Here is a 23286-nt window from a genome sequence, read left to right as displayed (position 1 = left end):
ACGGAGGAGAACGCGAAGAACATGGCAGACAGCACGCTCGCCGTCGTGATCCTGGCGGCAGGCCAGGGCACCCGCATGAAGTCCCGCACCCCGAAGGTCCTGCACCGCCTCGCCGGGAGGCCGCTGCTCGGGCACGTGCTCGACACGGCCGCCTCGCTCGACGCGGCGCACGTCGTCACCGTGGTGCGCCACGAGCGCGACCGGGTCGCCGAGGCCGTCCTCGAGCACACGCCCTCCGCGCTGGTGGTGGACCAGGACGAGACGCCCGGCACCGGCCGCGCGGTCGAGCAGGGCCTCGCGGCGCTCCCGGAGTCCTTCGCCGGCACGGTCGTCGTGCTGAGCGCCGACGTCCCGCTGCTGGACGCGCCGACCCTCCGCCGCCTGCTCGACGAGCACCTCGCCGCGGCGAACGCGCTCACCATGCTCTCCTGCGTGCTCGAGGACCCGACCGGCTTCGGCCGGATCGTCCGCGGCGCCGACGGAGCCTTCGCCTCCATCGTGGAGCAGAAGGACGCCAGCCCCGACGAGCTCGACCTCACCGAGATCAACGCCGGCGTCTACGCCTTCGACGCCGCCGCGCTCCGCTCGGTCATCGGCGCGATCGGCACCGAGAACGCTCAGCGGGAGAAGTACCTCACCGACGCCGCCGCCGCGCTCAAGGCCGCCGGCCGCGCGATCGAGGCCGTCCCTGTGCAGGACCGCTGGCTCGTGGCCGGGATCAACGACCGCGCCCAGCTCGCCGACGCGGCGCTCGAGCTCAACGCGCGCATCGTGCGCCGCTGGCAGCTCGAGGGCGTCACGATCCAGGACCCGGCGACCACCTGGATCGACGTGGACGCGGTCCTCGCCCCGGACGTCGAGATCCTCCCGGGCACGCAGATCAAGGGCCCGACCGTCATCGCCACCGGCGCGGTCATCGGCCCGGACACCACGCTCGACTCCTGCGAGGTCGGCGAGGACGCGGTCGTGAAGCGCTCCGACGCGACGCTCGCCGTGATCGGCGCGAAGGCCCAGGTCGGCCCGTTCTCGTTCCTCCGCCCCGGCACCGTGCTCGGCGCCCGCGGCAAGATCGGCACCTACGTCGAGACCAAGAACGCCGTGATCGGCGAGGGATCGAAGGTCCCGCACCTCTCCTACGTCGGCGACGCGGTCATCGGCGAGGAGTCGAACATCGGCGCCGGCTCGATCTTCGCCAACTACGACGGGGTGAGCAAGGCGTCCTCCGTGGTGGGCTCGCACGTGCGTGCGGGGTCGCACAACGTCTTCGTCGCCCCCGTTAGAATCGGTGACGGAGCGTACACGGGCGCCGGCACGGTCATCCGCAAGGACATCCCCGCCGGAGCCCTCGGGATCACCGTCGCTCCGCAGCGCAACATGGCCGGGTGGGTGCAGACCCACCGTCCGGGCACCGCAGCGGCCGACGCCGCCGAGGCGGCCCTGGCGTCGGATCCCACCGGATCCGACCAGGCGCCCACCGGAGGAAGCGGAGCACAGTGACCGGCATCACCGCCAGCAACAAGAAGAGCCTGGTCCTCGTCTCGGGGAGGGCGCATCCGGCACTGGCGGAGGCGGTCGCCGCCGAGCTCGGGACCGAGCTCGTCACGACCGAGGGGCGCACCTTCGCCAACGGCGAGCTCTACGTCCGCTACGGCGAGTCGGTCCGCGGAGGCGACGTGTTCGTCCTCCAGTCGCACACGTCCCCGATCAACGAGTGGCTGATGGAGCAGCTGATCATGGTCGACGCGCTCAAGCGCGCCTCCGCCAAGCGGATCACCGTGGTCGCCCCGTTCTACCCCTACGCGCGCCAGGACAAGAAGGGCCGCGGCCGCGAGCCGATCTCGGCCCGCCTCGTCGCGGACCTCTTCAAGGCGGCGGGAGCCGACCGGATCATGTCGGTCGACCTGCACGCGGCGCAGATCCAGGGCTTCTTCGACGGCCCCGTCGACCACCTCTTCGCGATGCCGGTGCTGCTCGAGCACTTCCGCGAGAAGCTCGACCCCTCGACCCTCACCATCGTCTCGCCCGACATGGGCCGCGTCCGCGTCGCCGACATCTGGAGCGACAAGCTCGGCGTCCCGCTGGCGATCATCCACAAGCGCCGCGACCCGAAGGTCGCCAACCAGGTCTCCGTCCACGAGATCGTCGGCGAGGTGAAGGGCCGCGTCTGCCTCCTCGTCGACGACCTCATCGACACCGGGCGCACCATCGCGAAGGCGGCCGAGGCGCTGAAGAAGGCGGGCGCGATCGGCGTGGTCGTCGCGGCCACCCACGCCGTCTTCTCGGACCCGGCGGTCGAGCTCCTGAGCTCCGAGTTCATCGACTCGGTCGTCGTCACCGACACTCTGCCGCTGCCGCCGGAGAAGACCTGGGACCGCCTGACGATCCTGCCCATCGCTCCGCTGCTGGCCCGCGCCATCCACGAGGTCTTCGACGACGGCTCGGTGACGTCGATGTTCGACGGCGACGCGTAGGACCCCGCACCCCGGGTGCGCCCTGCACGGCGCACCCGGGTCCCGCCCCGGCTCCACCGCCTAGGGTGAGGCCGTGCCCCAGCGTTCGGATGCGACCCTCGCCCTGGCGGCGGTCTTCCTGGTCTGGTCGCCGGCCGCCGCGGCGGCGGGCTGGTGGCTGCTCCTCGGGCTCGCCGTCGCGGCGGCCGCCGCGGCTCTGAGCGCCGTCGCCGACGCCGGGCGCACCGTCCACGACGGCCCCTCCTCCGAGTGGCTCGGGATCGTCGGGCGCGCCTTCGCCTCGGCCGCGCTGGCCCTGACCGCGGCCCAGTCGGTCCTCGGGGGAGCGGCCCGGCCCCTGGCCGTCCTGCTGCTCGTGGCCGTCGCGCTCTTCGGTCTGCGCGGCGGGCGCCTCCCCGCTCGCCCGGTCCTGCTCCTCGTCGGTGCGGTCGTCGTCCTGCTGGCCGCCGCCGCCGTGATCGTGCTGGTGTCCCCTCCGGACCCCGCGCCGCTCGACCCGCTGCGCGACGGAGGGCCGCTGGGAGCCGGCACCGCCGCGGCCCTGCTCCTGATCCTCCTGCCGACCTCCCGCTCCGGCGCGGTGACGGCTCTCCGCCCCGCCCTGCTGCGCATCGGGATCGCCACGGCGGCCGCCGCCGCGCTCGGCACCGGTCTGCTCCTGGCGGCCGGTCCCGAGGTCCTCGCGTCCTCGGAGACCCCCCTGAGCGCTGTCACCCGGGGCACGCCCGCGTCCGGGCTCGTCGAGGCCGCCGCGGTGATCGCGGTCCTGCTCGCGCTCCTCGACCTCGGGAGGAGGGATGCGCGCGCCCTCGTCCGTCTCGCCGGCGCGGGGGAGATCCCGGCAGTGCTCGCCACCAGGAACCGCAGGACCGGCGTGCCGGCGGCGGCCCAGCTCGTCCTCTGCCTGGTCGCCGTGCTCGCGGCCGTGATCCTCGACGCCGACGCGCTGCTCGCCTTCGCCGTGGCCGCCCTGCTGGTGGCGACCATCGTGCGGCGCCTCGACCACGGAGCTGCCGGGGCGAGCGGCCCGGCCCTCGCGTCGGCCGCGGTCTCGCTGCTGCTCCTGCTCGCCCTCCCGGCGGCCACGGCGGCCGCCGCAGCGGTGCTCCTGGCGGCGCTCCTGATCGCGCGGGCGTTCCGGAGCTGAGGGGTCAGCCGGCCCGGGCGTCGAGCGCCCGCTCGGGAGCCGGACGCCACCGCCCGGCTCCGCTGACGACGGGGGAGCTCCCTCCGCGACGAGCAAGGCGCCCCCGACCGAGGATCCGTGGATCCTGCGGGCGGGGGCGCCTTCCCGTGCGACGCGGGTCAGTGCGTGGAGGGGTCCTGCTCGACCTCGGTGCGGTCACCCGACCACAGCGTGTGGAAGGTGCCCTCCTTGTCGACGCGCTTGTAGGTGTGCGCTCCGAAGAAGTCGCGCTGGCCCTGCACGAGAGCGGCCGGGAGGCGCTTGGAGGCGAGCGAGTCGTAGTACGACAGCGCGGCGCCGAAGCCGGGGATCGGCACGCCCGAGAGCGCGGCGGTCGAGACGATGCGGCGCCAGGCGGCCTCGCCGTTGGCGACGGCCTCGGCGAAGTACGGGTCCTCGAGGAGGGTCGTGATGCCGGCGTTCTCGTCGTAGGCGTCGACGATGCGGTTGAGGAACTGGGCGCGGATGATGCAGCCCGCGCGCCAGATCTTGGCGACCGCGCCCTTGTCGATCTCCCAGCCGTACTTCTCGGCCCCGGCGATGATCGCGTCGAAGCCCTGCGAGTAGGCGACGACCTTGGAGGCGTAGAGCGCGGCGCGCACGTCGTCCTCGAAGCCCTCGTACTTCTCGACCGGGGTCGGGCGCGAGGTGACGCGGGCCTGCACGGCCTCGCGCTGCTCGGGGTGGGAGGACACGGCACGGGCGAAGACGGCCTCGGCGATGCCGCCGACGGGGACGCCGAGGTCGAGCGCGTTCTGCACGGTCCAGACGCCGGTGCCCTTCGAGCCGGCCTGGTCGAGGACGACGTCGATGAAGGGGTTGCCGGTGTCGGCGTCGACCTGGCGGAGCACCTCGGCGGTGATCTCGATGAGGTACGACTCGAGGTCGCCCTTGTTCCAGGCGTCGAAGACCTCGGCGATGGCCGCGGGCTCGTGCCCGCCGACGGTGCGGAGCAGGTCGTACGCCTCGGCGATGAGCTGCATGTCGGCGTACTCGATGCCGTTGTGGATCATCTTGACGAAGTGGCCGGCGCCGTCGGTGCCGATGTGGGTGACGCAGGGCTCGCCCTCGGCGACCGCGGCGATCGACGAGAGGATCGGGCCGAGCGTCCTGTAGGACTCGACCGAGCCGCCGGGCATGATCGACGGGCCCTTGAGCGCGCCCTCCTCGCCGCCGGAGATGCCGGTGCCGACGAAGTGGATGCCGGTCTCGCGGACGGCCTTCTCGCGGCGGATGGTGTCGGTGAAGAGCGCGTTGCCGCCGTCGACGATGATGTCGCCGGGCTCGAAGACCTTCGTCAGCTGCTCGATCACGGCGTCGGTGCCGCGGCCGGCCTGGACCATGATGATCGCGGTGCGCGGGGTGGCGAGCGAGGCGGCGAAGTCCTCGATGGTCTCGGACGCGACGAAGCCCGCCTCCGGGTGCTCCGTGATGAGGGTCTCGGTGCGGCCGTAGGAGCGGTTGAACACCGCGACCGTGTTGCCCTCGCGGCTGGCGAGGTTGCGGGCGAGGTTCGAGCCCATCACCGCCAGACCGACGACTCCGATGTTGGCTGTGGCGGTGGGCTTGTCAGACACGGTTCTCCTCGACGTTCGCGTTCAGGGGCGAGCCCAGGCTAGCCCCGGGTCGCTCCGGGGAGCCCGGGTCCGAGCCGTCTCCCGGCTGCACATCGGTCGTGCGGCGCGCGCACGGTCTTGCGCGCGCCGCGACGACCGCGACCGGAGCCGGTCAGGCGCCGTGGCCGAGGGGGACGCGCTCCGACGGGATCGGCGGCGGCGGGGGAGTGCCGTCGCCGAACGGGCGGCCGCCGAGCTCCTCGCGGCGCGAGGGGACGAGCCAGCCGGAGAGGTCCGGGCCCTTGGGGACGACGCCGGTCGGATTGATGTCCCGCTGCACCTCGTAGTAGTGCGACTTGATGTGGGTGAAGTCGATCGTGTCGCCGAACCCCGGAGTGGCGAAGAGGTCGCGGGCGTAGCCCCAGAGCGCGGGCATCGCCGACAGCAGGTTCCGGTTGGCCTTGAAGTGGCTGTAGTAGATCGCGTCGAAGCGGGCGAGCGTCGTGAAGAGCCGCACGTCCGCCTCGGTGATGGTGTCGCCGACCAGGTAGCGGCGGGTGCTCAGCCGCTCCTCCAGCCAGTCCAGCCGCGCCCAGAGGCGGTCGTAGGCCCGCTCGTAGGAGCGCTGCGACCCGGCGAAGCCGCACTTGTAGACGCCGTTGTTCACGTCGTGGAAGACCAGCTCGGCGATCTCGTCGATCTCCTCGCGGTGCTCCTCAGGGTAGAGGTCGGGGGCGCCGTCGCGGTGGAACGCGGACCACTCGGTGGAGAAGTCGAGCGTCATCACCGGGTAGTCGTTGGTGACGACCTGGCCGCTCGGGATGTCCACGAGGGCCGGGACGGTGATCCCGCGCGGGTAGTCGGGGAAGCGGGCGAAGAACGCGTCCTGGAGGCGGGGGATGCCCAGCACCGGGTCGACCCCGCCCGGATCGAGGTCGAAGGTCCAGCTGCGCTTGTCGTGCGTGGGCCCGCAGATGCCCATCGAGAGGGCGTCCTCGAGACCGAGCAGGCGCCGCACGATCACGGCGCGGTTCGCCCACGGGCAGGCGCGGGAGACCACGAGGCGGTAGCGCCCGGCCTCCACCGGGTACCCGTCGCGGCCGTCGGCGGTGATCCGCGTCGGGATGTAGTTCGTGTCGCGGTGGAAGCCGTTCTTCTCGACGTAGGAGCCGAAGTCGTCGCTCGTCATACCCGCACGGTAGGCGGTCCGCCTGGACGTCCGGCTCCGAGTCCGGCGGCGCGACCGCCTGCTGGCGGGCGGCCGCGATGCCGGGTAGGATCGGCAGCTGAACTTCGGCGAGGGATGCACGTGCATCCGTGATCGACGCGGTGGAAGCAGGCGAGGCCCCCACGGGGCGCCACGGACTTCTCCTCACGCTGACATGCGTTCGAGTCGACAAACCGTCCGTGGCCGCAGGCCACGACCCGATCCGGTGGCGTGCGCGCCGCCCAAGGAGAACATCATGGCTGAACTGACCAACAAGGTCGTCGTCGAGGTCCGCACCTCGTTCGGCAAGGGCGCCGCCCGCAAGATCCGCGCGCAGGACAAGATCCCCGCGGTCCTCTACGGCCACGGCACCGAGCCCCAGCACCTCACCCTCCCGGGCCACCAGGTGCTCCTGCTCACCCGCAAGGCGAACGCGATCCTCGAGCTCGACATCGAGGGCGCCGCGCAGACCACGCTGGTGAAGGACATCCAGCGCGACCCGGTGCGCCAGATCATCGAGCACATCGACCTCGTCGTCATCAACAAGGGCGAGAAGGTCGAGGTGGACATCCCCGTGCACGTCGAGGGCGACGCCGCTCCCGGCACCCTCGTCTCGATCGAGTCGAACACCCTCTCGCTCGAGGTCGACGCCACGCGCATCCCGCAGAACATCGTCGTCTCCGTCGAGGGCCTCGAGGCCGGCACGCAGATCACCGCCGCCGACGTCACGCTCCCCGAGGGCGCCACGCTGGTCACCGACGCCGAGGTGCTCATCGTCAACGTCACCGCCGAGGTCGAGCAGGACCTGGGCGAGGACGACGAGAGCCCGGCCTCGGGCGACGTCGTCGCCGAGACCGCGGAGTAGTCCGCACCACCCCGGGAACGGGCCCGCTCGCAGCCGCGGCGGGCCCGTTCCGCGTCCGGCGGGGACCCCCCCCGCCGCCCCCGAGGAAGAGGAACGACATGGGTGACACCTGGCTGGTCGTCGGACTGGGCAACCCGGGCGCGCAGTACGCGCGCAACCGGCACAACGTCGGCCAGATGGTGCTCGACGAGCTCGCGACGCGGATCGGCGGCTCGTTCCGCCGGCACAACCGCGCCAACGCCGTGGTCGCCGAGGGCTTCCTCCGCCCGGGCGGACCGAAGCTCGTGCTGGGCAAGCCCAACAGCTTCATGAACCTCTCCGGCGGGCCGACGGCGCAGCTGCTCGACTTCTACTCGGTCGACCCGGCGCACCTGATCGTCGTGCACGACGAGCTCGACATCCCCTTCGACACCCTGCGCCTCAAGCAGGGCGGCGGTCACGGAGGGCACAACGGCATCCGCGACATCCTCGCGGCGACCGGAGGAGCCGAGTTCCTGCGCGTGCGGGTCGGCATCGGCCGCCCGCCGGGCCGCCAGCAGGCCGCCGACTTCGTGCTGAAGGACTTCGCCGGCCCGGAGCGCGAGGCGCTCCCGATCCTGGTCTCGGACGCCGCCGACGCCGTCGAGCTCATCGCCGACTCCGGCCTCTCCGCCGCCCAGCTGAAGTTCCACACCAGCGCCTGACCCGCCCTCCACCGAGGGAACCCTGGACGGCGAGGGAGACCGCAGCCCCGGGCTCCCTCGACGGTTCGGGGTTCCCTCGGCGGTCGGCCCGCGGGGCGGCCGTAAACTGGACCCGTGCCCCTCAACGAGATCATCTCGGCGCTGTCGCGCGCCTCCACGTTCGACGATGCTCTCGCGTACGCGGTGCGGGACGCCGACTTCTCGGTGGCCGACGGCCTCCGGGTCCCCCTGCTCGCGGGCCTGATCGAGAGGCGCGCGGAGGCGGGACGCCCGCAGGCGGCGCTGGTGGTCACGGCCACGGGCCGCGACTCCGAGAACGTGCGCGCCTCCCTCGGCTGCATGCTGCCGGACGCGGACGTCGTCGAGTTCCCGGCCTGGGAGACGCTGCCGCACGAGCGCCTCAGCCCGAGCGCCGAGATCGTGGGGCGGCGCCTGGACGCGCTGCGGCGGATGAAGCAGTGGTCGGGCGAGCGGCCCCTCGTAGTGGTCGCCTCCGTGCGCGCGGCGCTGCAGCCGGTCGCCGACAACCTCGCCGACATCGAGCCGATCCGACTCGTGAAGGGCGCCCGCGGTTACGACCTCGGCCGCATCTCCTCCGAGCTGGTCGACCTGGCCTACGCCCGGGTCGACATGGTCACGCGCCGCGGCGAGTTCGCCGTGCGCGGCGGCATCCTCGACGTCTTCCCGGCGGTGGCCGAGCATCCGAGCCGAGTGGACTTCTTCGGCGACGAGGTCGACTCCATCCGCGGCTTCTCCGTGGCCGATCAGCGCTCGCTCCCGGGCGAGGCCGACTCGGTGGTCCTCCCGCCGAGCCGCGAGCTGCTGCTGGTGCCCGCGGTGCGGCAGCGGGCCCGCGAGATGCTGCACGAGTTCCCGAGCCTGTCGGCGATGCTCGCCAAGATCGCCGAGGGCATCCCGGTCGAGGGGATGGAGTCGCTCGCCCCCGCGCTGCTGGAGCGGCTGGTCCCGATCTCGCACTACCTCCCCGAGGGTGCGGCCGTCGCGGTCCTCGCCCCCGAGCGCGTGGCGACGCGGGCGATCAGCCTCGCCGAGACGAACCGCGAGTTCCTGCAGGCGGCCTGGAGCGCGGCGACCGCCGGCGCCGAGGCCCCCATCGACCTCGCCTCGGGCGAGTTCATCTCGCTCGGCGCGCTCCGCGACTCCGTGAAGCTCAGCGCCCCGGGCGCCGACGCTCCCGACCACCCGTGGTGGACGATGAGCACGTTCCGCCAGGGCCCCGCCGCGGGCGAGGCCGAGGTGCTGCCGGAGGAGCTCGGGATCGACGAGATCCTCGCCGTCCGGGTCGAGGGCGAGCCGGTCCCCGGCTTCGGAGCGAGCGTCGAGGGCGCCCTCGCCCACGTCCGCGCGCGCCTGGCCGACGGCTGGACCGTGGTCCTGACCGCGCCCGGCACCGGCACGGTCGAGCGCACCGACCAGGTCCTCGCCGAGCACGAGGTCGCCGCCCGCATCGTCGCCGACCTCCCCGCCGGGCTCGAGACGGGCCTCGCCTACGTGGTGCAGGCCTCCGTCGATCACGGCTTCGAGGTGGAGGAGGCGAAGCTCGCCCTGCTCACCGACACGGAGTTCTACGGCCGCACCGTCGGCTACGACTCCCGAGCGGTGAAGAAGCTCGCCTCGCGCCGCAAGAACGTCGTCGACCCGCTGCAGCTCACGCCCGGCGACTTCGTGGTGCACGCCACCCACGGCATCGGCCGGTTCGTGGAGCTCTCTCAGCGCGAGGTCTCCAGCGGGGGCCGCAACGCGATCAAGACCCGCCGCGAGTACCTGGTGCTCGAGTACGCTCCCAGCAAGCGCGGCTTCCCGGGCGACAAGCTGCTCGTCCCCACGGACCAGCTCGACCTGCTCTCCCGCTACGTCGGCGGCGAGGCTCCGGCGCTGAGCAAGATGGGCGGGAGCGACTGGGCGCAGGCCAAGAGCAAGGCCCGCCGCGCGGTCCGCGACATCGCGGTCGAGCTCGTGAAGCTCTACTCCGCCCGGATGGCCTCCCGCGGGCACGCGTTCCCGCCGGACACCCCCTGGCAGCGCGAGCTGGAGGAGGCGTTCCCGTTCGCCGAGACCCCCGACCAGCTCACCGTCATCGACGAGGTCAAGGCCGACATGGAGCGGCCGATCCCGATGGACCGCCTGCTCTCGGGCGACGTCGGCTTCGGCAAGACCGAGGTCGCCGTGCGCGCCGCGTTCAAGGCGATCCAGGACGGGAAGCAGGTCGCGATGCTCGTGCCGACCACGCTGCTCGTCCGCCAGCACCTCGAGACGTTCCAGGAGCGCTTCGCCGGCTTCCCCGTCCACCTGCGGGCGCTCAGCCGGTTCCAGAGCGCGAAGGAGTCGAAGGAGACGATCGAGGGCCTGGCCGACGGCACCGTCGACATGGTCATCGCGACCCACCGGCTCCTCAGCGACAACATCGTCTTCAAGGACCTCGGCCTGCTCGTGATCGACGAGGAGCAGCGCTTCGGCGTCGAGCACAAGGACAAGCTCAAGGCGCTGAAGAAGAACGTCGACATCCTCTCGATGAGCGCCACGCCCATCCCGCGGACGCTCGAGATGGCGGTGACCGGCATCCGCGAGATGTCGACCCTCGCGACCCCGCCGGAGGAGCGCCACCCGATCCTCACCTTCGTCGGCCCTTACTCCGAGAAGCAGGTGTCGGCCGCGATCCGCCGGGAGCTCCTGCGCGAGGGCCAGGTGTTCTTCGTGCACAACCGCGTCTCGACGATCAACCGCGTCGCCTCGCAGCTCGCCGAGCTGGTGCCCGAGGCGCGGATCGCGGTCGCGCACGGCAAGCTCAGCGAGTCGCAGCTCGAGCGGATCATCGTCGACTTCTGGGAGCGCAAGTTCGACGTCCTGGTGTCGACGACGATCGTCGAGACCGGCCTCGACATCCCGAACGCCAACACGCTGATCGTCGACCGCGCCGACAAGTACGGTCTCTCGCAGCTGCACCAGCTGCGCGGGCGGGTCGGCCGCGGCCGCGAGCGCGCCTACGCCTACCTCCTCTACGACGAGACGAAGCCGCTGAGCGAGACCGCGCACGACCGGCTGCAGACCCTGGCCGCCAACTCGGACCTCGGCGGCGGCATGCAGATCGCGCTGAAGGACCTCGAGATCCGCGGTGCGGGCAACCTCCTCGGCGGCGAGCAGTCCGGGCACATCCAGGGCGTGGGATTCGACCTCTACCTGCGGATGATCGGCGAGGCCGTCGACACCTTCCGCGGCGAGGTCGCCGAGGGGCAGACGGAGCTGCGGCTCGAGCTGCCCGTCGACGCGCGCATCCCGGAGGAGTACGTCGACAGCGAGCGGCTGCGCCTGGAGGCGTACCAGAAGCTGTCGGCCGCGTCGTCGCCGACGGCGAAGGAGGGGAGCATCGACCTCGTGGTCGAGGAGCTGACCGACCGCTACGGTGAGCTGCCCGAGGCGGTCGAGAACCTCATCCTGGTGTCGAGGCTGCGGATGCGCGCGCAGAAGGCGGGCCTCAGCGACGTGGTCGCGATGGGCTCGAACGTCCGCGTGGCTCCCGCTCACCTGCCCGACTCGATCCAGGTGCGCCTGCGCCGGATGTACCCGACCGCGAAGTACCTGCAGCAGGCCGACGCGGTCGTCGTGCCGATGCCCGTGCTCGACGGCGTCCCGCTCGGCGACCGGGCGCTCATCCAGTGGGTGGCGTCGCTCCTGGACGCGCTGTTCCCGGAGCCGGTCACCGTCTGAGGTCCTCGGGGCGGCGCTCCCCGGTGGAGCGCCGCTCCGCTCCGGCGGCCGTCGCCGCTGCGGGAGGGCCCGCTGGCAGGATGGAGGGCATGCCGCTCCTCGCCGCCCGACGTCCCCGTGAGCCGGAGCCGCTCGCCGGCCCGCTGGTCGCCGTCCGCGGGGTCGCGGTGCGCGCCTCGGGGGTCGTGCTGCTCGCCCCGTGCTCGCTCGAGGTGGAGGCGGGGGAGGGCGTCGCGGTGACGGGCCGCAACGGCACCGGCAAGACCACGCTCCTGCGGGTGATCGCCGGCCTCACCGCTCCGAGCGAGGGAGTCGTGGCGGTGGCCGGGCGCGCCCCGGAGGAGCGCTCCGCCGCCCACCGCCGCGCCGTCGCCGCCGTGATCGGCACCCCGCCCTTCGAGCGGGACCTGACCCTCGAGGAGCACCTCGCGATGGTGGCCGTCTCGTGGGGGGCGCCGGTCGCCGACGCCCGCCGCGAGGCCGCAGCTGGTCTCGACGCGCTCGCGCTCGCTCCGCTCGCCCGCCGCTTCCCGCACGAGCTCTCCTCCGGGCAGACGCAGCTGTTCTCCCTCGCGCTCGTGCTGGCCCGTCCCTCCGCGGTGCTGCTGCTCGACGAGCCGGAGCAGCGGCTCGACGTCGAGCGGGTGCCGCTGGTCGCGGAGGTCCTGCGGCGCGAAGCCGCGTCCCGGGCACTCGTCGTCGCGACCCACAGCCCTGTGCTGATCGAGGGTCTGGGCGCGCGGGTCGTCGAGCTGGAGCGGGCGTGACGCGCGCGGAGGGGGCCCGCGTCGCCGAGGTGCGGGCTCTGCACCGGCACCGCGCCGCGGCTCCGCCGAGTCCGCGCGCCTACGCGGGCTACCTCGCCGCGATGACCGTCCTCGTCGTCGTCCTCCCCGTCGCCCGGGCCCTCGCGCTCCTCGCCGCCGAGGCGGGAGCCGCGCCGGAGCCGCTGATCGCCCTCGCCGCGGGTCTCGCCCTGCCCGCCGCCGTGCTCCTGGGCCGGGTGCGCGGACCCGCGGTGGGCGAGCCGCACACCACGGCCGTGCTGCTCGCGACCGATCTGCGCCGCTGGTCGGTGCTCCGCCGACCCGTGGTCCGGGCGTCGGCCGGTCTCGTGGCGTGCTGCTCCGCCGTCGCGTCGCTCCTCGCCCTCGCCGCCTCCGCGCCGCTCCTCGCGGCCGTCGCCGGCGGCGCCGCGTTCGCCGGCCTCCTCGCCGTCGCCTGGCTCGCCGGTCAGTGCCTCCCCTCGCGCCTCCCCGCGCTCGCGGCGGGCCTCCTCGCCTCCCTCGCGGTCCTCGGGGCCCTCCTGCCCGGTGCGCCCACGCCGGGCGGCCTCCTCGCCTCAGCCGTGAGCGGAGCGGAGGAGGTGCGCGCCGCGACCGTGCTGCTCGCGTCGGCCGCGGTCCTCCTGGCCGCGGCGCCCCGGCTGCTCGACGCCGCGCGCGGGCCTCGCCTCCTCGCCCAGGCCCGGCAGTGGTCGGCGACCACCCGGCTCGGAGCGACGGGCGACCTCGCCGAGTCGCTCGACGGGTACCGCGCCCTCCCGGCGATCGGGCGGGGGCTCCGAGCGGTCCGCCTCTCCCCGTTCGCCCTCGCGGTGCCGGTGCGCGACGCGATCGGCGCGCTGCGCACTCCCGGCCGCTCAGCGGTCGCGGTCGTCGCCCTGGCCGTTGCCGGCGCCGCCGCCGTGCTCGCCGCGGTCGTGCCGTCCTCCCTCCTCGCACTCCCGGCCGCCGCGGCGGGCGTGCTCGCCTACCTCGGCGCCGGCGTCTGGAGCGACGGCTTCCGCCACGCCGCCGCGACCGCGGGGCAGCCGGCGCTCCTCGCCCCCGGTCCGTTCGAGCTGCTCCTCCTGCACGCCGTGCTCCCTCTGGTGCTCGCGGTCGGAGTCGCGGTGCTCGGCGCCCTCGCCGCCTCGCTGCTGCTCCCGGGCGCGGCGGTGCCGGTGGCCGCCGCGACCGCCGTCGCCGGAGTCGCCGCGCGGGCGATGGACGCGACCCGGGGTCCGCTGCCGCCGCAGCTGCTCAGCCCGGTGCCGCTCCCGATCGGGGACGGCGCGGGAGTCGCGGTGGTCCTCTGGAACCTGGCGGGTGCACTGGTCAGCGCCTCGACCGCGGTGTCCGTCGCGGCGTCACCCGGGCTCCTCACCGCGGTGCCGCTCGTCGCCGGCGGCTGCCTCCTCGTCGCGCGGCGGCGTCTCGCGCGGGCCTGAGGCTCCCGGGCGCCCGCGCCGCCCGGATGTCCGCGGCGGCGGCCGGACCGGATGCGAGGATGGCGGGGTGACCGCGCATCCCCGGCTCGACGAGCTCATCCGCACCGTCCACGTCCTCCGCGCCCCGGGCGGCTGCCCGTGGGACGCCGAGCAGACCCACGAGTCGCTCGTGCGCTACCTGATCGAGGAGTCGCACGAGCTCGTCGACGCCATCGAGGCGGGGGACCGGGCCGACCTGATCGAGGAGCTCGGCGACGTCCTCTACCAGGTGCTCTTCCACGCCGACCTGGCGGCCGAGAGCGCCGAGCCCTTCACCATCGAGGACGTCGCGGCGCACATGAACGCCAAGATGATCGGCCGCCACCCGCACGTCTTCGGCGACGCCACGGCCGAGACGGCCGACGACGTCATCGCGGTGTGGGACGAGCTCAAGCGCACCGAGAAGCCGCACCGCACCAGCGTGCTCGACGGGATCCCGCAGGGCATGCCCGCCCTCGCGCTCGCCGACAAGGTGATCGGCAAGGCGACCTCGCTGGGCGTCGTGGACGCCGGCCAGGGCCCTCTGCCCATCGAGTCGGAGGAGGACCTCGGCCCGCTGCTGCTGGCCATCGTCGCCTCCGCCCGCGCCCAGGGGCTCGACGCCGAGCGCGCGCTCCGCACGGCGACGCGCGACCTGCAGGACGAGATCCGCGCGGTGGAGCAGGAGCGGCGCGCGGACTGAGGCGTCCGCCGGCCCGCCCCGGCCGATCTGGGAGAATCGCCGTCATGGCCTCCCCGATCACCCCGCCCCGCGGCATGCGCGACTTCCTCCCCGCCGACAAGGCGAAGCGCGAGCACGCGCTCGGCGTCATCCGCCGCGTGTACGCCTCCCACGGGTTCGACGAGATCGAGACGCCCGTGGTCGAGGACTTCGACCGCCTCCACTCCGGGCTCGGCGGCGACAACGAGAAGCTCGCCTTCAGCGTCCTGCGCCGCGGGCTCACCCGCGACGACCTGGCGGCGGTCGACGACGCGTCCGCCCTCGCCGACCTCGGCCTGCGCTTCGACCTCACGGTGCCTCTCGCCCGCTTCTACGCCTCGCACCGCGCCGAGCTGCCGGCCGTCTTCCGCTCGGTGCAGATCGCGCCGGTGTGGCGCGCCGAGCGCCCGCAGAAGGGGCGGTACCGCCAGTTCGTGCAGTGCGACATCGACATCATCGGCGAGCCCGGGCAGCTGGCCGAGGTCGAGCTCATCACGGCGACCGCGGCGGCGCTCGACGCCCTGGGCCTCGAGGACTGCACCATCCGCATCAACGACCGCCGCATCCTCACCGGAATCCTCGAGCACTGCGGCTTCGCCACCGAGCGCTTCGGCCCGGCGCTGATCTCGATCGACAAGCTCGACAAGATCGGCGCCGCCGGAGTCGTCGCCGAGCTGGAGGCCGACGGGCCGGACGCGGCCGCGGTCCTCGGGGGCTACCTCGCGCGGATCGAGCAGGCGGTCGCCGCCGGGGGAGTGGCGCTCGAGCAGTCCGCGATCCTCGACGTGCTGCCCGAGGGCATCGACCCGGAGGCGGTGCTCGCGCTCGAGACGCTGGCCCGGTCGCTGCGCTCGCTGCCCGCCGGCGTCTCGCTCCGCTTCGACCCGACGCTCGTGCGGGGCATGGGCTACTACACCGGCACGATCTTCGAGATCGCGCACCCGTCCTCGGGCTCCTCGGTCGGCGGAGGCGGGCGGTACGACGGGATGATCGGCCGCTTCCTCGGTCAGGACGTGCCGGCCTGCGGCTTCTCGATCGGCTTCGAGCGGATCGTCGAACTGATCGGCGGTGCCGTCGTCGAGCGCCCCGACGCCGTCGTCCTCGTCCACGAGCGCGACGCGGCGCCCGAGCTGCTGCTCGCGCTCAAGCAGGAGCTGATCGCCCGGGGCTCGCGCGTGCGCCTCGAGCGCCGGGCGAAGAACCTCACCCCGCTGCTGGACCGCGCGGCCGCCGCGGGCTTCACCCGCTTCGCTCTCGTTCCGCGCGATGCCGCCTCCGCCGCCGACCTCTCCTTCAAGGACCTCGGCTGAGCCGCGCCGGCGGCGCCGGGTGAGCGACGCCGGCTGCCTGCGCTGAGCCGCGCCCGTGGGAGGGGCCGGGCCGTCCTGTGAGGCCTGAACAGGGTCTCAGACGATCCGTCAGAGGATCATGCCGATCTGGTCGGATCCTTGTCGGATCCGTGAGAGCCTTAATACCCGCGAAATCTGCGGACACACCCGAGAAATCTCCCCCGGATAGCGTCGAGGCACCCGATCGGCGCGGCTTGGCGCGCCTGCACGGGCACCCCGTCGCGACCCCGCGCACCGCACCGCAGCAGCCCTGACGATCCCCACCCGAGGAGTCCCCTTGACCCTGTCGCCCCTCCGCTCCCTCCCGGCCTTCGACCGCCGCAGCCTCCTCCGCCTGGCGGGTGTCGCCGGCCTCGCGATCGGCGGCGCCTCCGTCCTCGCCTCCTGCGCCTCCGACTCCTCCGGCGCGTCCGCCGCGGACGGCGGCGACCTCGGCACCCTCAAGGTCCAGCTCTCCTGGATCAAGAACGAGGAGTTCGCGGGCGAGTTCTTCGCCGACTCGAAGGGCTACTTCACCGAGGCCGGCCTGGCAGGAGTGACGCTCACCCCCGGCCCCTCGACGGGCGTGGCCGAGCTCCTCTCGGGCAGCGCGGACGTCGCGCTCAGCGACGCCGTCTCGATCGGCACCGCGATCGCCCAGCAGGAGGCCCCGCTCAAGATCATCGGCGCGACCTACCAGAAGAACCCCTTCACGGTCCTCTCGATCAAGACCGCCGGCAACATCGCCACTCCGGCCGACCTCGCCGGGAAGAAGATCGGCGTCCAGGCCTCGAACACCTCCCTGTTCCAGGCGCTGCTCGCCGCGAACGGCCTCTCCGAGTCCGACCTCACGGTCGTCCCCGTCGAGTACGACCCCTCCGTGCTCGTCAACGGCACCGTCGACGGCTTCATCGCCTACCTGACGAACGAGGCCATCACGGTCGCGGCCGAGGGCTACGAGGTCGTCAACCTGCCCTTCGCCGACAACGGCCTCCCCTTCGTCGCCGAGACCTTCTCGGTGTCGGAGCAGGCGATCGCCGAGAAGCGCGACGCTCTGAAGGCGTTCCTCGTCGCCGAGATCAAGGGCTGGACCGACGCGGTCAACGACCCGGAGGCGGGCGCGATGCTCGCCGTCGAGAACTACGGCAAGGACCTCGGCCTCAACGAGGAGTCCTCCAAGAAGGGCGCCACCATCCAGGCCGAGGAGCTGGTCGTCTCGGACGAGACGGTCTCGAACGGCCTCTTCACCATCTCCGAGACGCTGCAGTCCGAGACCATCGCGTCCCTCGCGGGCGCCGGGATCGACGTCACGGCCGAGGACCTCTTCGATCTGACCCTCCTCGACGAGGTCTACGAGGAGAACCCCGAGCTGATGAAGTACGCGGCCTGATCCTGATCCACGAAGGGCACCACTCGTGACCGACACGACCGACGCCGGCACCCTGCGCGACCAGGGTGCCGGCGGCACCGGCATCCAGATCCACGGCCTGTCGAAGACGTTCCGGATGGGCTCGCGCAGCGTCGCGGCGCTGCAGGACACCGATCTCCACACCGACCAGGGCAGCTTCCTCGCCCTGCTCGGCCCGTCGGGGTGCGGCAAGTCGACCATCCTGCGGATCCTCGCGGGGCTGGAGGAGCCGACGTCCGGCTCCATCCGGGTCGACGGCCGCACTCCCCAGGAGCTGCGCCGCGACAACAAGCTCGGCATCGCCTTCCAGGACCACGCGCTCCTGCCGTGGCGCAGCGTCATGGCGAACATCCGCCTGCCGTTCGAGATCGCGGGCAAGAGTGTCGACCAGTCCTACATCGACGAGCTGATCGACCTCGTCGGCCTCCGCGGCTTCGAGAAGGCCAAGCCGGCCCAGCTCTCGGGCGGCATGCGCCAGCGCGTGTCGATCGCGCGGTGCCTGATCCTCAAGCCCGAGGTCCTGCTGCTCGACGAGCCGTTCGGCGCCCTCGACGACATGACGCGGCAGAAGCTCAACCTCGAGCTGCTGCGGATCTGGACCGAGAAGCCCGCCACGACGCTCCTCGTCACGCACGGCATCTCGGAGGCGATCTTCCTCTCGGACCGCGTCGCGGTGATGAGCCCGCGCCCGGGACGGGTGAAGGAGATCATCGACATCGACCTCCCCCGCCCGCGCACCCCCGAGATGCAGCGCACCCCCGAGTTCCACGCCTACGTCGACCAGGCCTCCGAGCTGCTGTTCGGCGACGGCGGCGCGGCCGCGGACGACCGCGTCTAGGAGGCATTGTGGCCACCACGCTCCCCGCGGCCCCGCGCCGCACCCTGTCCCTGCCTCCGTGGCTCACCGGGCTGATCGGCGTCGCCGCGATCGTCGCCGTCTGGTGGATCGTGGCGCTCGTCACCGCGCCCACCGGCGCCGCGACCTACGCGCCCGTCCCCACTCCCGTGCAGGTCGTGCAGACCGCGATGGAGGACGGCGCCGGCTTCTACTGGCGCAACTTCTCCGTCACGATCGGCGAGGCGGCCGTCGGCTACTTCTGGGGCAACCTCCTTGCGCTCGTGCTCTCGGCGCTCGTGCTGGTCCTGCCCTGGCTGGAGGGGGTCGTCTCGCAGCTCGCGGTCATCACCTACTGCGTGCCGATCGTCGCCATCGGAGCGATCGTGCTGCTGATCCTCGGCGGTGCGGACGCTCCCGGGAAGGCGAGCGCGACGGCGATCTTCCTGGCCGGCCTCTCGGTGTTCTTCACCACGGTCGTCGGCAGCCTGCTCGGGCTGAAGGCGGCCGACAAGGCGGCGCTCGACGTCGTCACGGTCTACGGGGGCTCGCGCTTCACCCAGCTGCGCAAGGTCCGTCTGATCGCGGCGCTGCCCAACATCCTGTCGGCGCTGCAGATCGCGGTGCCCGCGGCCTTCCTCGGCGCGATCCTCGGCGAGTACTTCGGCAAGATCGAGACGGGCGTGGGCCCGATCCTGGTCGCGGCGCAGGTCTCGCTGAACTCGCCCCGCGTCTGGGCGCTCTTCCTCCTCTGCGCGGGCGTCGCGCTCCTCGGCTACGGCATCGTCGGACTGATCGGGCGCCTCATCGCGCCCTGGTCCTCCGGAAAGCGGGCATGACCATGACGACCACCGTCCCCGACCGCACGGAGCAGTCCACGGCCACGTCGATCCTCGCGGTCGACGAGCTGCGCCGCCAGCTGCGCACGGCCGCCCTCGGCGCGACTCTCAAGAGCCTGCGCAAGAGCCTGCTCGTCGCCCTGTCGACGATCGTGATCGTGCTGGCGATCTGGATCGGCGTGGTCCTCTTCAGCGGGGTCTCGCCCTACGTGGTCAAGGGCCCGTGGGACGTCTGGCAGCACCTGGTGACCGATGCGAAGGCCGCGGAGCACCGCGCCGAGCTGGGCGGCCTCTTCGCCGTGACCATGGGCGACGCACTGATCGGCTTCGCGGCCGGCCTGGTCGTGGCGATCCTCGGCGCGATCCTGTTCCGCCTGTCGAAGGGCATCGAGCACGCGCTGATGCCGTTCGCGATGCTGCTGCGCTCGGTGCCGCTGATCGCGATGGCGCCGCTGATCATCCTGGTCTTCGGGACCGGCTCGATCGCCTCGGTCGCGGTCATCGGCGGGATCGTCGTCCTGTTCCCCGCGCTGGTGACGATCGCCTTCGGCCTCAACAACGCCTCCCCGCAGATGCTCGACGTGGTCGCGGTCTACGGCGGCAGCACTCTCACCGCGATCCGCAAGGTGGCCATCCCCGGCTCGCTGCCCTCGCTCTTCGCCGCGATCCGCATCTCGGTGCCCGGAGCGATCACGGGCGCGCTGCTCGCCGAGTGGCTCTCCACCGGCGCGGGCATCGGCGGGGCGATCAACGCCTGGTCCGCCCAGGCCCGGTTCGCGGACGTCTGGTCGGCGGTCGTGCTCGTGACCGGCGTCTCGCTCGTGCTCTACATGCTCGTGCAGGTGCTCGAGACCTTCGTCCTCTCCCGGATGTCCCTCTCCCTCACCTGACCCCGTCCCTTCCCCCTTCCGCGGGACGCCACTCGAGTGCGGCTCGCCCGGTGGGTCGCATACCCGGGTGGCGTCTCGCGGGAAGGGGAGGGCAGGGGGAGCGGAGCGACGGGGCCCGGTCAGACGGTGACGATCGCGTCGACGCGGTGGCCGGCCAGCACCTCGCGGCCGCCGAGCCCGTCGAGCTCCATGACCACCGCGATCCCCTCGAGGCTCCACCCTGCGCGCTCGATCAGGCGGCGGCTCGCGTCGAGCGTGCCCCCGGTCGCCAGCACGTCGTCGACCAGCAGCAGGCGCGCGCCGCGGGGCGCCGCGTCCTCGTGCACCTCGAGCATCGTCTCGCCGTACTCGAGGGTCGCCTGCTCGCGCAGCACGGCCCGCGGGAGCTTGCCGGGCTTGCGGATGGTGACGACGCCGAGACCCGCCGAGTAGGCGGCCGCCGCGGCGAGCAGGAAGCCGCGCGCCTCCACGCCCGCGATCGCGTCGATCCGGCCGCGGTAGGGCTCGATCAGCGCGTCGGCCACCGCCCGCAGGGCCTCGCCGTCGCCGAAGACCGGCGTGAGGTCGCGGAACAGGATGCCCGGGCTCGGGAAGTCCGGGACGACGGCGGTGAGACGGTCGACGTGGTCGGCGGCGGTCGTGGTCACGGGGAACCTCCGGGTCGGCGGGTGCGCCCGGGCCGTCCGGCGATCGGGCCCTGGGAGTCTACGACCGGCCGCGGTCTCCTGCGCTTCGGAGGCGGTCAGTAGACTCCTTCCCGACCGCTCCCGTCTCCGGGAGCCCACCCGTCAAGAGGAGATAGTTGTGGCCCTTATCGAGGCAGTCGTCGCCCGAGAAATTCTGGACTCCCGTGGCAACCCCACGGTCGAGGTCGAGGTCCTGCTCGAGGACGGCGCGTCCTCGCGAGCGGCCGTCCCGTCCGGCGCCTCCACCGGCGCGTTCGAGGCGTACGAGCTCCGCGACGGCGACTCCGACCGCTACCTCGGCAAGGGCGTGCAGAAGGCCGTCGACGCCGTCATCGACGAGATCGGCCCGGCCATCGAGGGCTTCGACGCCACCGACCAGCGCCTCGTCGACGCCGAGCTGATCGAGCTCGACGGCACCGAGAACAAGTCCCGCCTGGGCGCGAACGCGATCCTCGGCGTCAGCCTCGCCGTGGCCAAGGCCGCCGCGCAGTCGTCGGACCTCGACCTGTTCCGCTACGTCGGCGGCCCGAACGCGCACACCCTGCCCGTGCCGCTGATGAACATCATCAACGGAGGCGCGCACGCCGACACCGGCGTCGACATCCAGGAGTTCATGGCCGTCCCGCTGGGCGCCGAGTCCTTCTCCGAGGGCCTGCGCTGGGGCGTCGAGATCTACCACGCGCTCAAGGCGCAGCTGAAGAAGGCCGGCTTCGCCACCGGCCTCGGCGACGAGGGCGGCTTCGCCCCCGACCTGCCCACCAACCGCGAGGCGCTCGACTTCATCCTCAAGGCCGTCGAGGCCGCCGGCTTCACCCCCGGCAAGGACATCGGGCTCGCGCTCGACGTCGCCTCCTCGGAGTTCTACGAGGACGGCGCCTACACGTTCGAGGGCAAGAAGCTCTCGGCCGAGGAGCTCTCCTCCTACTACGCCGACCTCGTCGCCAACTACCCGCTGGTCTCGATCGAGGACCCGCTGGACGAGGACGACTGGGCCGGCTGGACTCACCTCACCGCGGCCATCGGCGACAAGGTGCAGCTCGTCGGAGACGACCTGTACGTCACCAACCCGGTGCGCCTCGCCCGCGGCATCGCCGAGAAGGCCGGCAACTCGATCCTGGTCAAGGTGAACCAGATCGGCACGCTCACCGAGACGCTCGACGCCGTGGCCCTGGCCCAGCGCAACGGCATGACCGCGATCCTCTCGCACCGCTCCGGCGAGACCGAGGACACCACCATCGCCGACCTCGCGGTCGCGGTGGACGGCGGCCAGATCAAGACCGGCGCCCCGGCCCGCTCGGACCGCGTCGCGAAGTACAACCAGCTGCTGCGCATCGAGGAGATCCTGGGAGGTGCGGCGACCTACGCGGGTCGCTCCGCCTTCCCGCGCTTCTCCGCGTAGTCTCGGCACGCCGGACCGGCCCCGGAGCCCAGCACCTCGGTGCGGGCGCCGGGGCCGCTCCACTTCCCCCGCCGCGATCGAGGAGGCACCAGCCCATGGCCCGTCCGCCCCGCCCTCGTCCGCGTGGATCGCCGGCGTCCGCGGCTCGGGCTTCACGCTGCTGGTGATGGGGATCATGATCCTCGCGGTGGTCGTGCTCGCCCCGAGCATCAAGAACTTCGTCGAGCAGCGCGCCGAGATCGCCGAGCTGCAGCGCTCGGTCGACGCGGCCAAGACCCAGGCGCAGAACCTCGACGAGCAGCGCACCCGCTGGTCCGACCCGGCGTTCATCCGTGCGCAGGCCCGCGAGCGGCTGTACTTCGTGATGCCCGGCGAGGTGAGCTACCTCGTGCTCGACGACGTGACGCTCGCCCAGCAGGCGCAGCAGCCCGCGAGCGACACGGTGCAGGAGACCCCGAGCGACTGGGCCGGCTCCCTGCTGTCCTCGATCGCGGTCTCGGGCCTCGGCGAGCCGACCGCCGATGAGCTGACACCGACTCCGTAGCTCCCGCCCGACCCCGTCGCTCCCGCCCGGCCCCGCGTACACTGGAGCGTCCTCCCGGCCGTCCGTCCTCTGGAGCCCCCGTGACCACGCCCCCCTTCGATCCGCCGTCCGAGCGCGACATCGCGGTCGTCTCCGCCCAGCTGGGCCGTCCCGCCCGGGACGTCGTCGGGATCAGCGCACGCTGCGTCTGCGGCGACCCGACGGTGGTCTCCACGAGCCCCCGCCTGTCCGACGGAACGCCGTTCCCCACCTTCTACTACCTGACCCACCCCGCCGCGACGGCCGCGATCTCGCAGCTCGAGGCCACCCAGGTCATGGTCGAGTACAACGCGATGCTCGCCGAGGACGAGGAGCTGCGCGAGGCGTACGCCGCTGCGCACCGGGCGTTCCTGGCCGACCGCGAGAGCGTCGGCTCCGTCCCCGAGATCGCGGGCATCTCCTCCGGGGGCATGCCCTCGCGGGTGAAGTGCCTCCACGCCCTCGCCGCGCACGCCCTCGCGGCGGGCCCCGGCGTCAATCCGATCGGCGATCTGGCCCTGGCCCGCGCCGACTGGTCTCCCGAGCGCTGCGCCTGCAGGCCGCTCGACGCGTAGCCGCTCCTACCGGAGCCACGGAGGCGCCACCACCGGCGCGCTCTTCGCTAAGCTGATTCCCAGTCGGGGTCAGTGCTGCCCACCGCATCGAGAGCGGGCACTTCGCATTGCGTGAGGGT

At 72.9% G+C, this 23286-nt stretch carries 20 protein-coding genes; 17 read left to right on the top strand and 3 right to left on the bottom strand.

Annotated elements, in window-relative coordinates:
* Window positions 1-21 precede the first annotated feature (21 nt).
* The 3 genes from glmU (at window position 22) to C5C37_RS01115 (ending at window position 3618) form a co-directional block, all read left to right on the top strand.
* The gene (glmU, locus tag C5C37_RS01125; protein ID WP_104222372.1) at window positions 22-1497 is read left to right on the top strand and encodes a bifunctional UDP-N-acetylglucosamine diphosphorylase/glucosamine-1-phosphate N-acetyltransferase GlmU; all 1476 of its coding nucleotides are present in this window, start codon (window positions 22-24) and stop codon (window positions 1495-1497) included.
* Entirely contained in the window at window positions 1494-2471 is a 978-nt protein-coding gene (locus C5C37_RS01120) for a ribose-phosphate diphosphokinase (protein WP_104222342.1), read from the top strand. The genes glmU and C5C37_RS01120 overlap by 4 nt, the downstream gene beginning before the upstream one ends.
* A gap of 73 nt (window positions 2472-2544) precedes the next feature.
* Window positions 2545-3618 carry a hypothetical protein gene (locus C5C37_RS01115; RefSeq protein ID WP_104338289.1) on the top strand — a complete coding sequence of 358 codons (1074 nt, stop codon included), beginning with the start codon at window positions 2545-2547 and terminating at the stop codon, window positions 3616-3618.
* A 158-nt stretch (window positions 3619-3776) separates the two neighbouring features.
* Here the strand turns inward: C5C37_RS01115 and gndA are convergent, their stop codons facing one another.
* Both gndA and C5C37_RS01105 read right to left on the bottom strand, forming a co-directional pair.
* The gene (gndA, locus tag C5C37_RS01110; RefSeq protein WP_104233684.1) at window positions 3777-5234 is read right to left on the bottom strand and encodes an NADP-dependent phosphogluconate dehydrogenase; all 1458 of its coding nucleotides are present in this window, start codon (window positions 5232-5234) and stop codon (window positions 3777-3779) included.
* Window positions 5235-5385: 151 nt separating this feature from the next.
* Window positions 5386-6402 (bottom strand): glutathione S-transferase family protein, encoded by a 1017-nt coding sequence (locus C5C37_RS01105; RefSeq protein WP_104338288.1) that lies wholly within the window; start codon window positions 6400-6402, stop codon window positions 5386-5388.
* Window positions 6403-6676: 274 nt separating this feature from the next.
* Here C5C37_RS01105 and C5C37_RS01100 point away from each other — a divergent pair, with 274 nt between their 5' ends.
* The 11 genes from C5C37_RS01100 to C5C37_RS01050 all read left to right on the top strand — a co-directional run bounded on the left by C5C37_RS01100 (window position 6677) and on the right by C5C37_RS01050 (window position 19945).
* Window positions 6677-7285 carry a 50S ribosomal protein L25/general stress protein Ctc gene (locus tag C5C37_RS01100; RefSeq protein ID WP_104338287.1) on the top strand — a complete coding sequence of 203 codons (609 nt, stop codon included), beginning with the start codon at window positions 6677-6679 and terminating at the stop codon, window positions 7283-7285.
* Window positions 7286-7383: 98 nt separating this feature from the next.
* The gene (pth, locus tag C5C37_RS01095; protein ID WP_104233681.1) at window positions 7384-7968 is read left to right on the top strand and encodes an aminoacyl-tRNA hydrolase; all 585 of its coding nucleotides are present in this window, start codon (window positions 7384-7386) and stop codon (window positions 7966-7968) included.
* Between the two features lie 114 nt (window positions 7969-8082).
* Window positions 8083-11694, top strand: coding sequence for a transcription-repair coupling factor (gene mfd / locus C5C37_RS01090; protein ID WP_104262852.1), 3612 nt, complete (start codon window positions 8083-8085; stop codon window positions 11692-11694).
* 89 nt (window positions 11695-11783) lie between these two features.
* Window positions 11784-12461, top strand: coding sequence for an ATP-binding cassette domain-containing protein (locus C5C37_RS01085; protein WP_104338286.1), 678 nt, complete (start codon window positions 11784-11786; stop codon window positions 12459-12461).
* Complete coding sequence (locus C5C37_RS01080) at window positions 12458-13906, top strand: hypothetical protein (RefSeq protein WP_104338285.1); 1449 nt, start codon at window positions 12458-12460, stop codon at window positions 13904-13906. Before C5C37_RS01085 ends, C5C37_RS01080 begins: the two co-directional genes overlap by 4 nt.
* A 67-nt stretch (window positions 13907-13973) precedes the next feature.
* Window positions 13974-14627 (top strand): MazG family protein, encoded by a 654-nt coding sequence (locus C5C37_RS01075; protein WP_104222356.1) that lies wholly within the window; start codon window positions 13974-13976, stop codon window positions 14625-14627.
* Window positions 14628-14671: 44 nt separating this feature from the next.
* Window positions 14672-15955 carry a histidine--tRNA ligase gene (hisS, locus tag C5C37_RS01070; RefSeq protein WP_104288218.1) on the top strand — a complete coding sequence of 428 codons (1284 nt, stop codon included), beginning with the start codon at window positions 14672-14674 and terminating at the stop codon, window positions 15953-15955.
* Window positions 15956-16271: 316 nt separating this feature from the next.
* Window positions 16272-17363 carry an ABC transporter substrate-binding protein gene (locus tag C5C37_RS01065; protein WP_258059873.1) on the top strand — a complete coding sequence of 364 codons (1092 nt, stop codon included), beginning with the start codon at window positions 16272-16274 and terminating at the stop codon, window positions 17361-17363.
* 115 nt (window positions 17364-17478) lie between these two features.
* Window positions 17479-18219, top strand: coding sequence for an ABC transporter ATP-binding protein (locus C5C37_RS01060; protein ID WP_104222373.1), 741 nt, complete (start codon window positions 17479-17481; stop codon window positions 18217-18219).
* Between the two features lie 8 nt (window positions 18220-18227).
* Window positions 18228-19055: an ABC transporter permease gene (locus C5C37_RS01055; protein WP_258059477.1), complete on the top strand. Its 828-nt coding sequence runs from the start codon at window positions 18228-18230 to the stop codon at window positions 19053-19055.
* On the top strand, window positions 19052-19945 hold the full coding sequence (locus C5C37_RS01050) for an ABC transporter permease (protein WP_104222359.1): 894 nt from the start codon (window positions 19052-19054) through the stop codon (window positions 19943-19945). Before C5C37_RS01055 ends, C5C37_RS01050 begins: the two co-directional genes overlap by 4 nt.
* A gap of 119 nt (window positions 19946-20064) precedes the next feature.
* Here C5C37_RS01050 and C5C37_RS01045 read toward each other — a convergent pair whose 3' ends face one another.
* Window positions 20065-20592: an adenine phosphoribosyltransferase gene (locus C5C37_RS01045; protein WP_104260312.1), complete on the bottom strand. Its 528-nt coding sequence runs from the start codon at window positions 20590-20592 to the stop codon at window positions 20065-20067.
* A gap of 157 nt (window positions 20593-20749) precedes the next feature.
* On the opposite strand from C5C37_RS01045, the gene eno reads away from it, so the two are divergent.
* The 3 genes from eno (at window position 20750) to C5C37_RS01030 (ending at window position 23167) form a co-directional block, all read left to right on the top strand.
* Entirely contained in the window at window positions 20750-22030 is a 1281-nt protein-coding gene (gene eno, locus C5C37_RS01040) for a phosphopyruvate hydratase (RefSeq protein ID WP_104222361.1), read from the top strand.
* Between the two features lie 166 nt (window positions 22031-22196).
* A complete protein-coding gene (locus C5C37_RS01035; protein WP_104239595.1) occupies window positions 22197-22574 on the top strand; it encodes a septum formation initiator family protein in 378 nt (125 codons plus the stop codon).
* Window positions 22575-22654: 80 nt separating this feature from the next.
* Complete coding sequence (locus tag C5C37_RS01030; protein ID WP_104227430.1) at window positions 22655-23167, top strand: DUF501 domain-containing protein; 513 nt, start codon at window positions 22655-22657, stop codon at window positions 23165-23167.
* The last annotated feature ends 119 nt before the right edge of the window (window positions 23168-23286 follow it).

Origin of the sequence: Rathayibacter sp. AY1F9, from assembly GCF_002932155.1 — a bacterium.
In the GTDB taxonomy this organism is placed as follows: domain Bacteria; phylum Actinomycetota; class Actinomycetes; order Actinomycetales; family Microbacteriaceae; genus Rathayibacter.
Note: the sequence above shows the minus strand (reverse complement) of the source record. Positions and strands in the feature narration are given on the sequence as shown.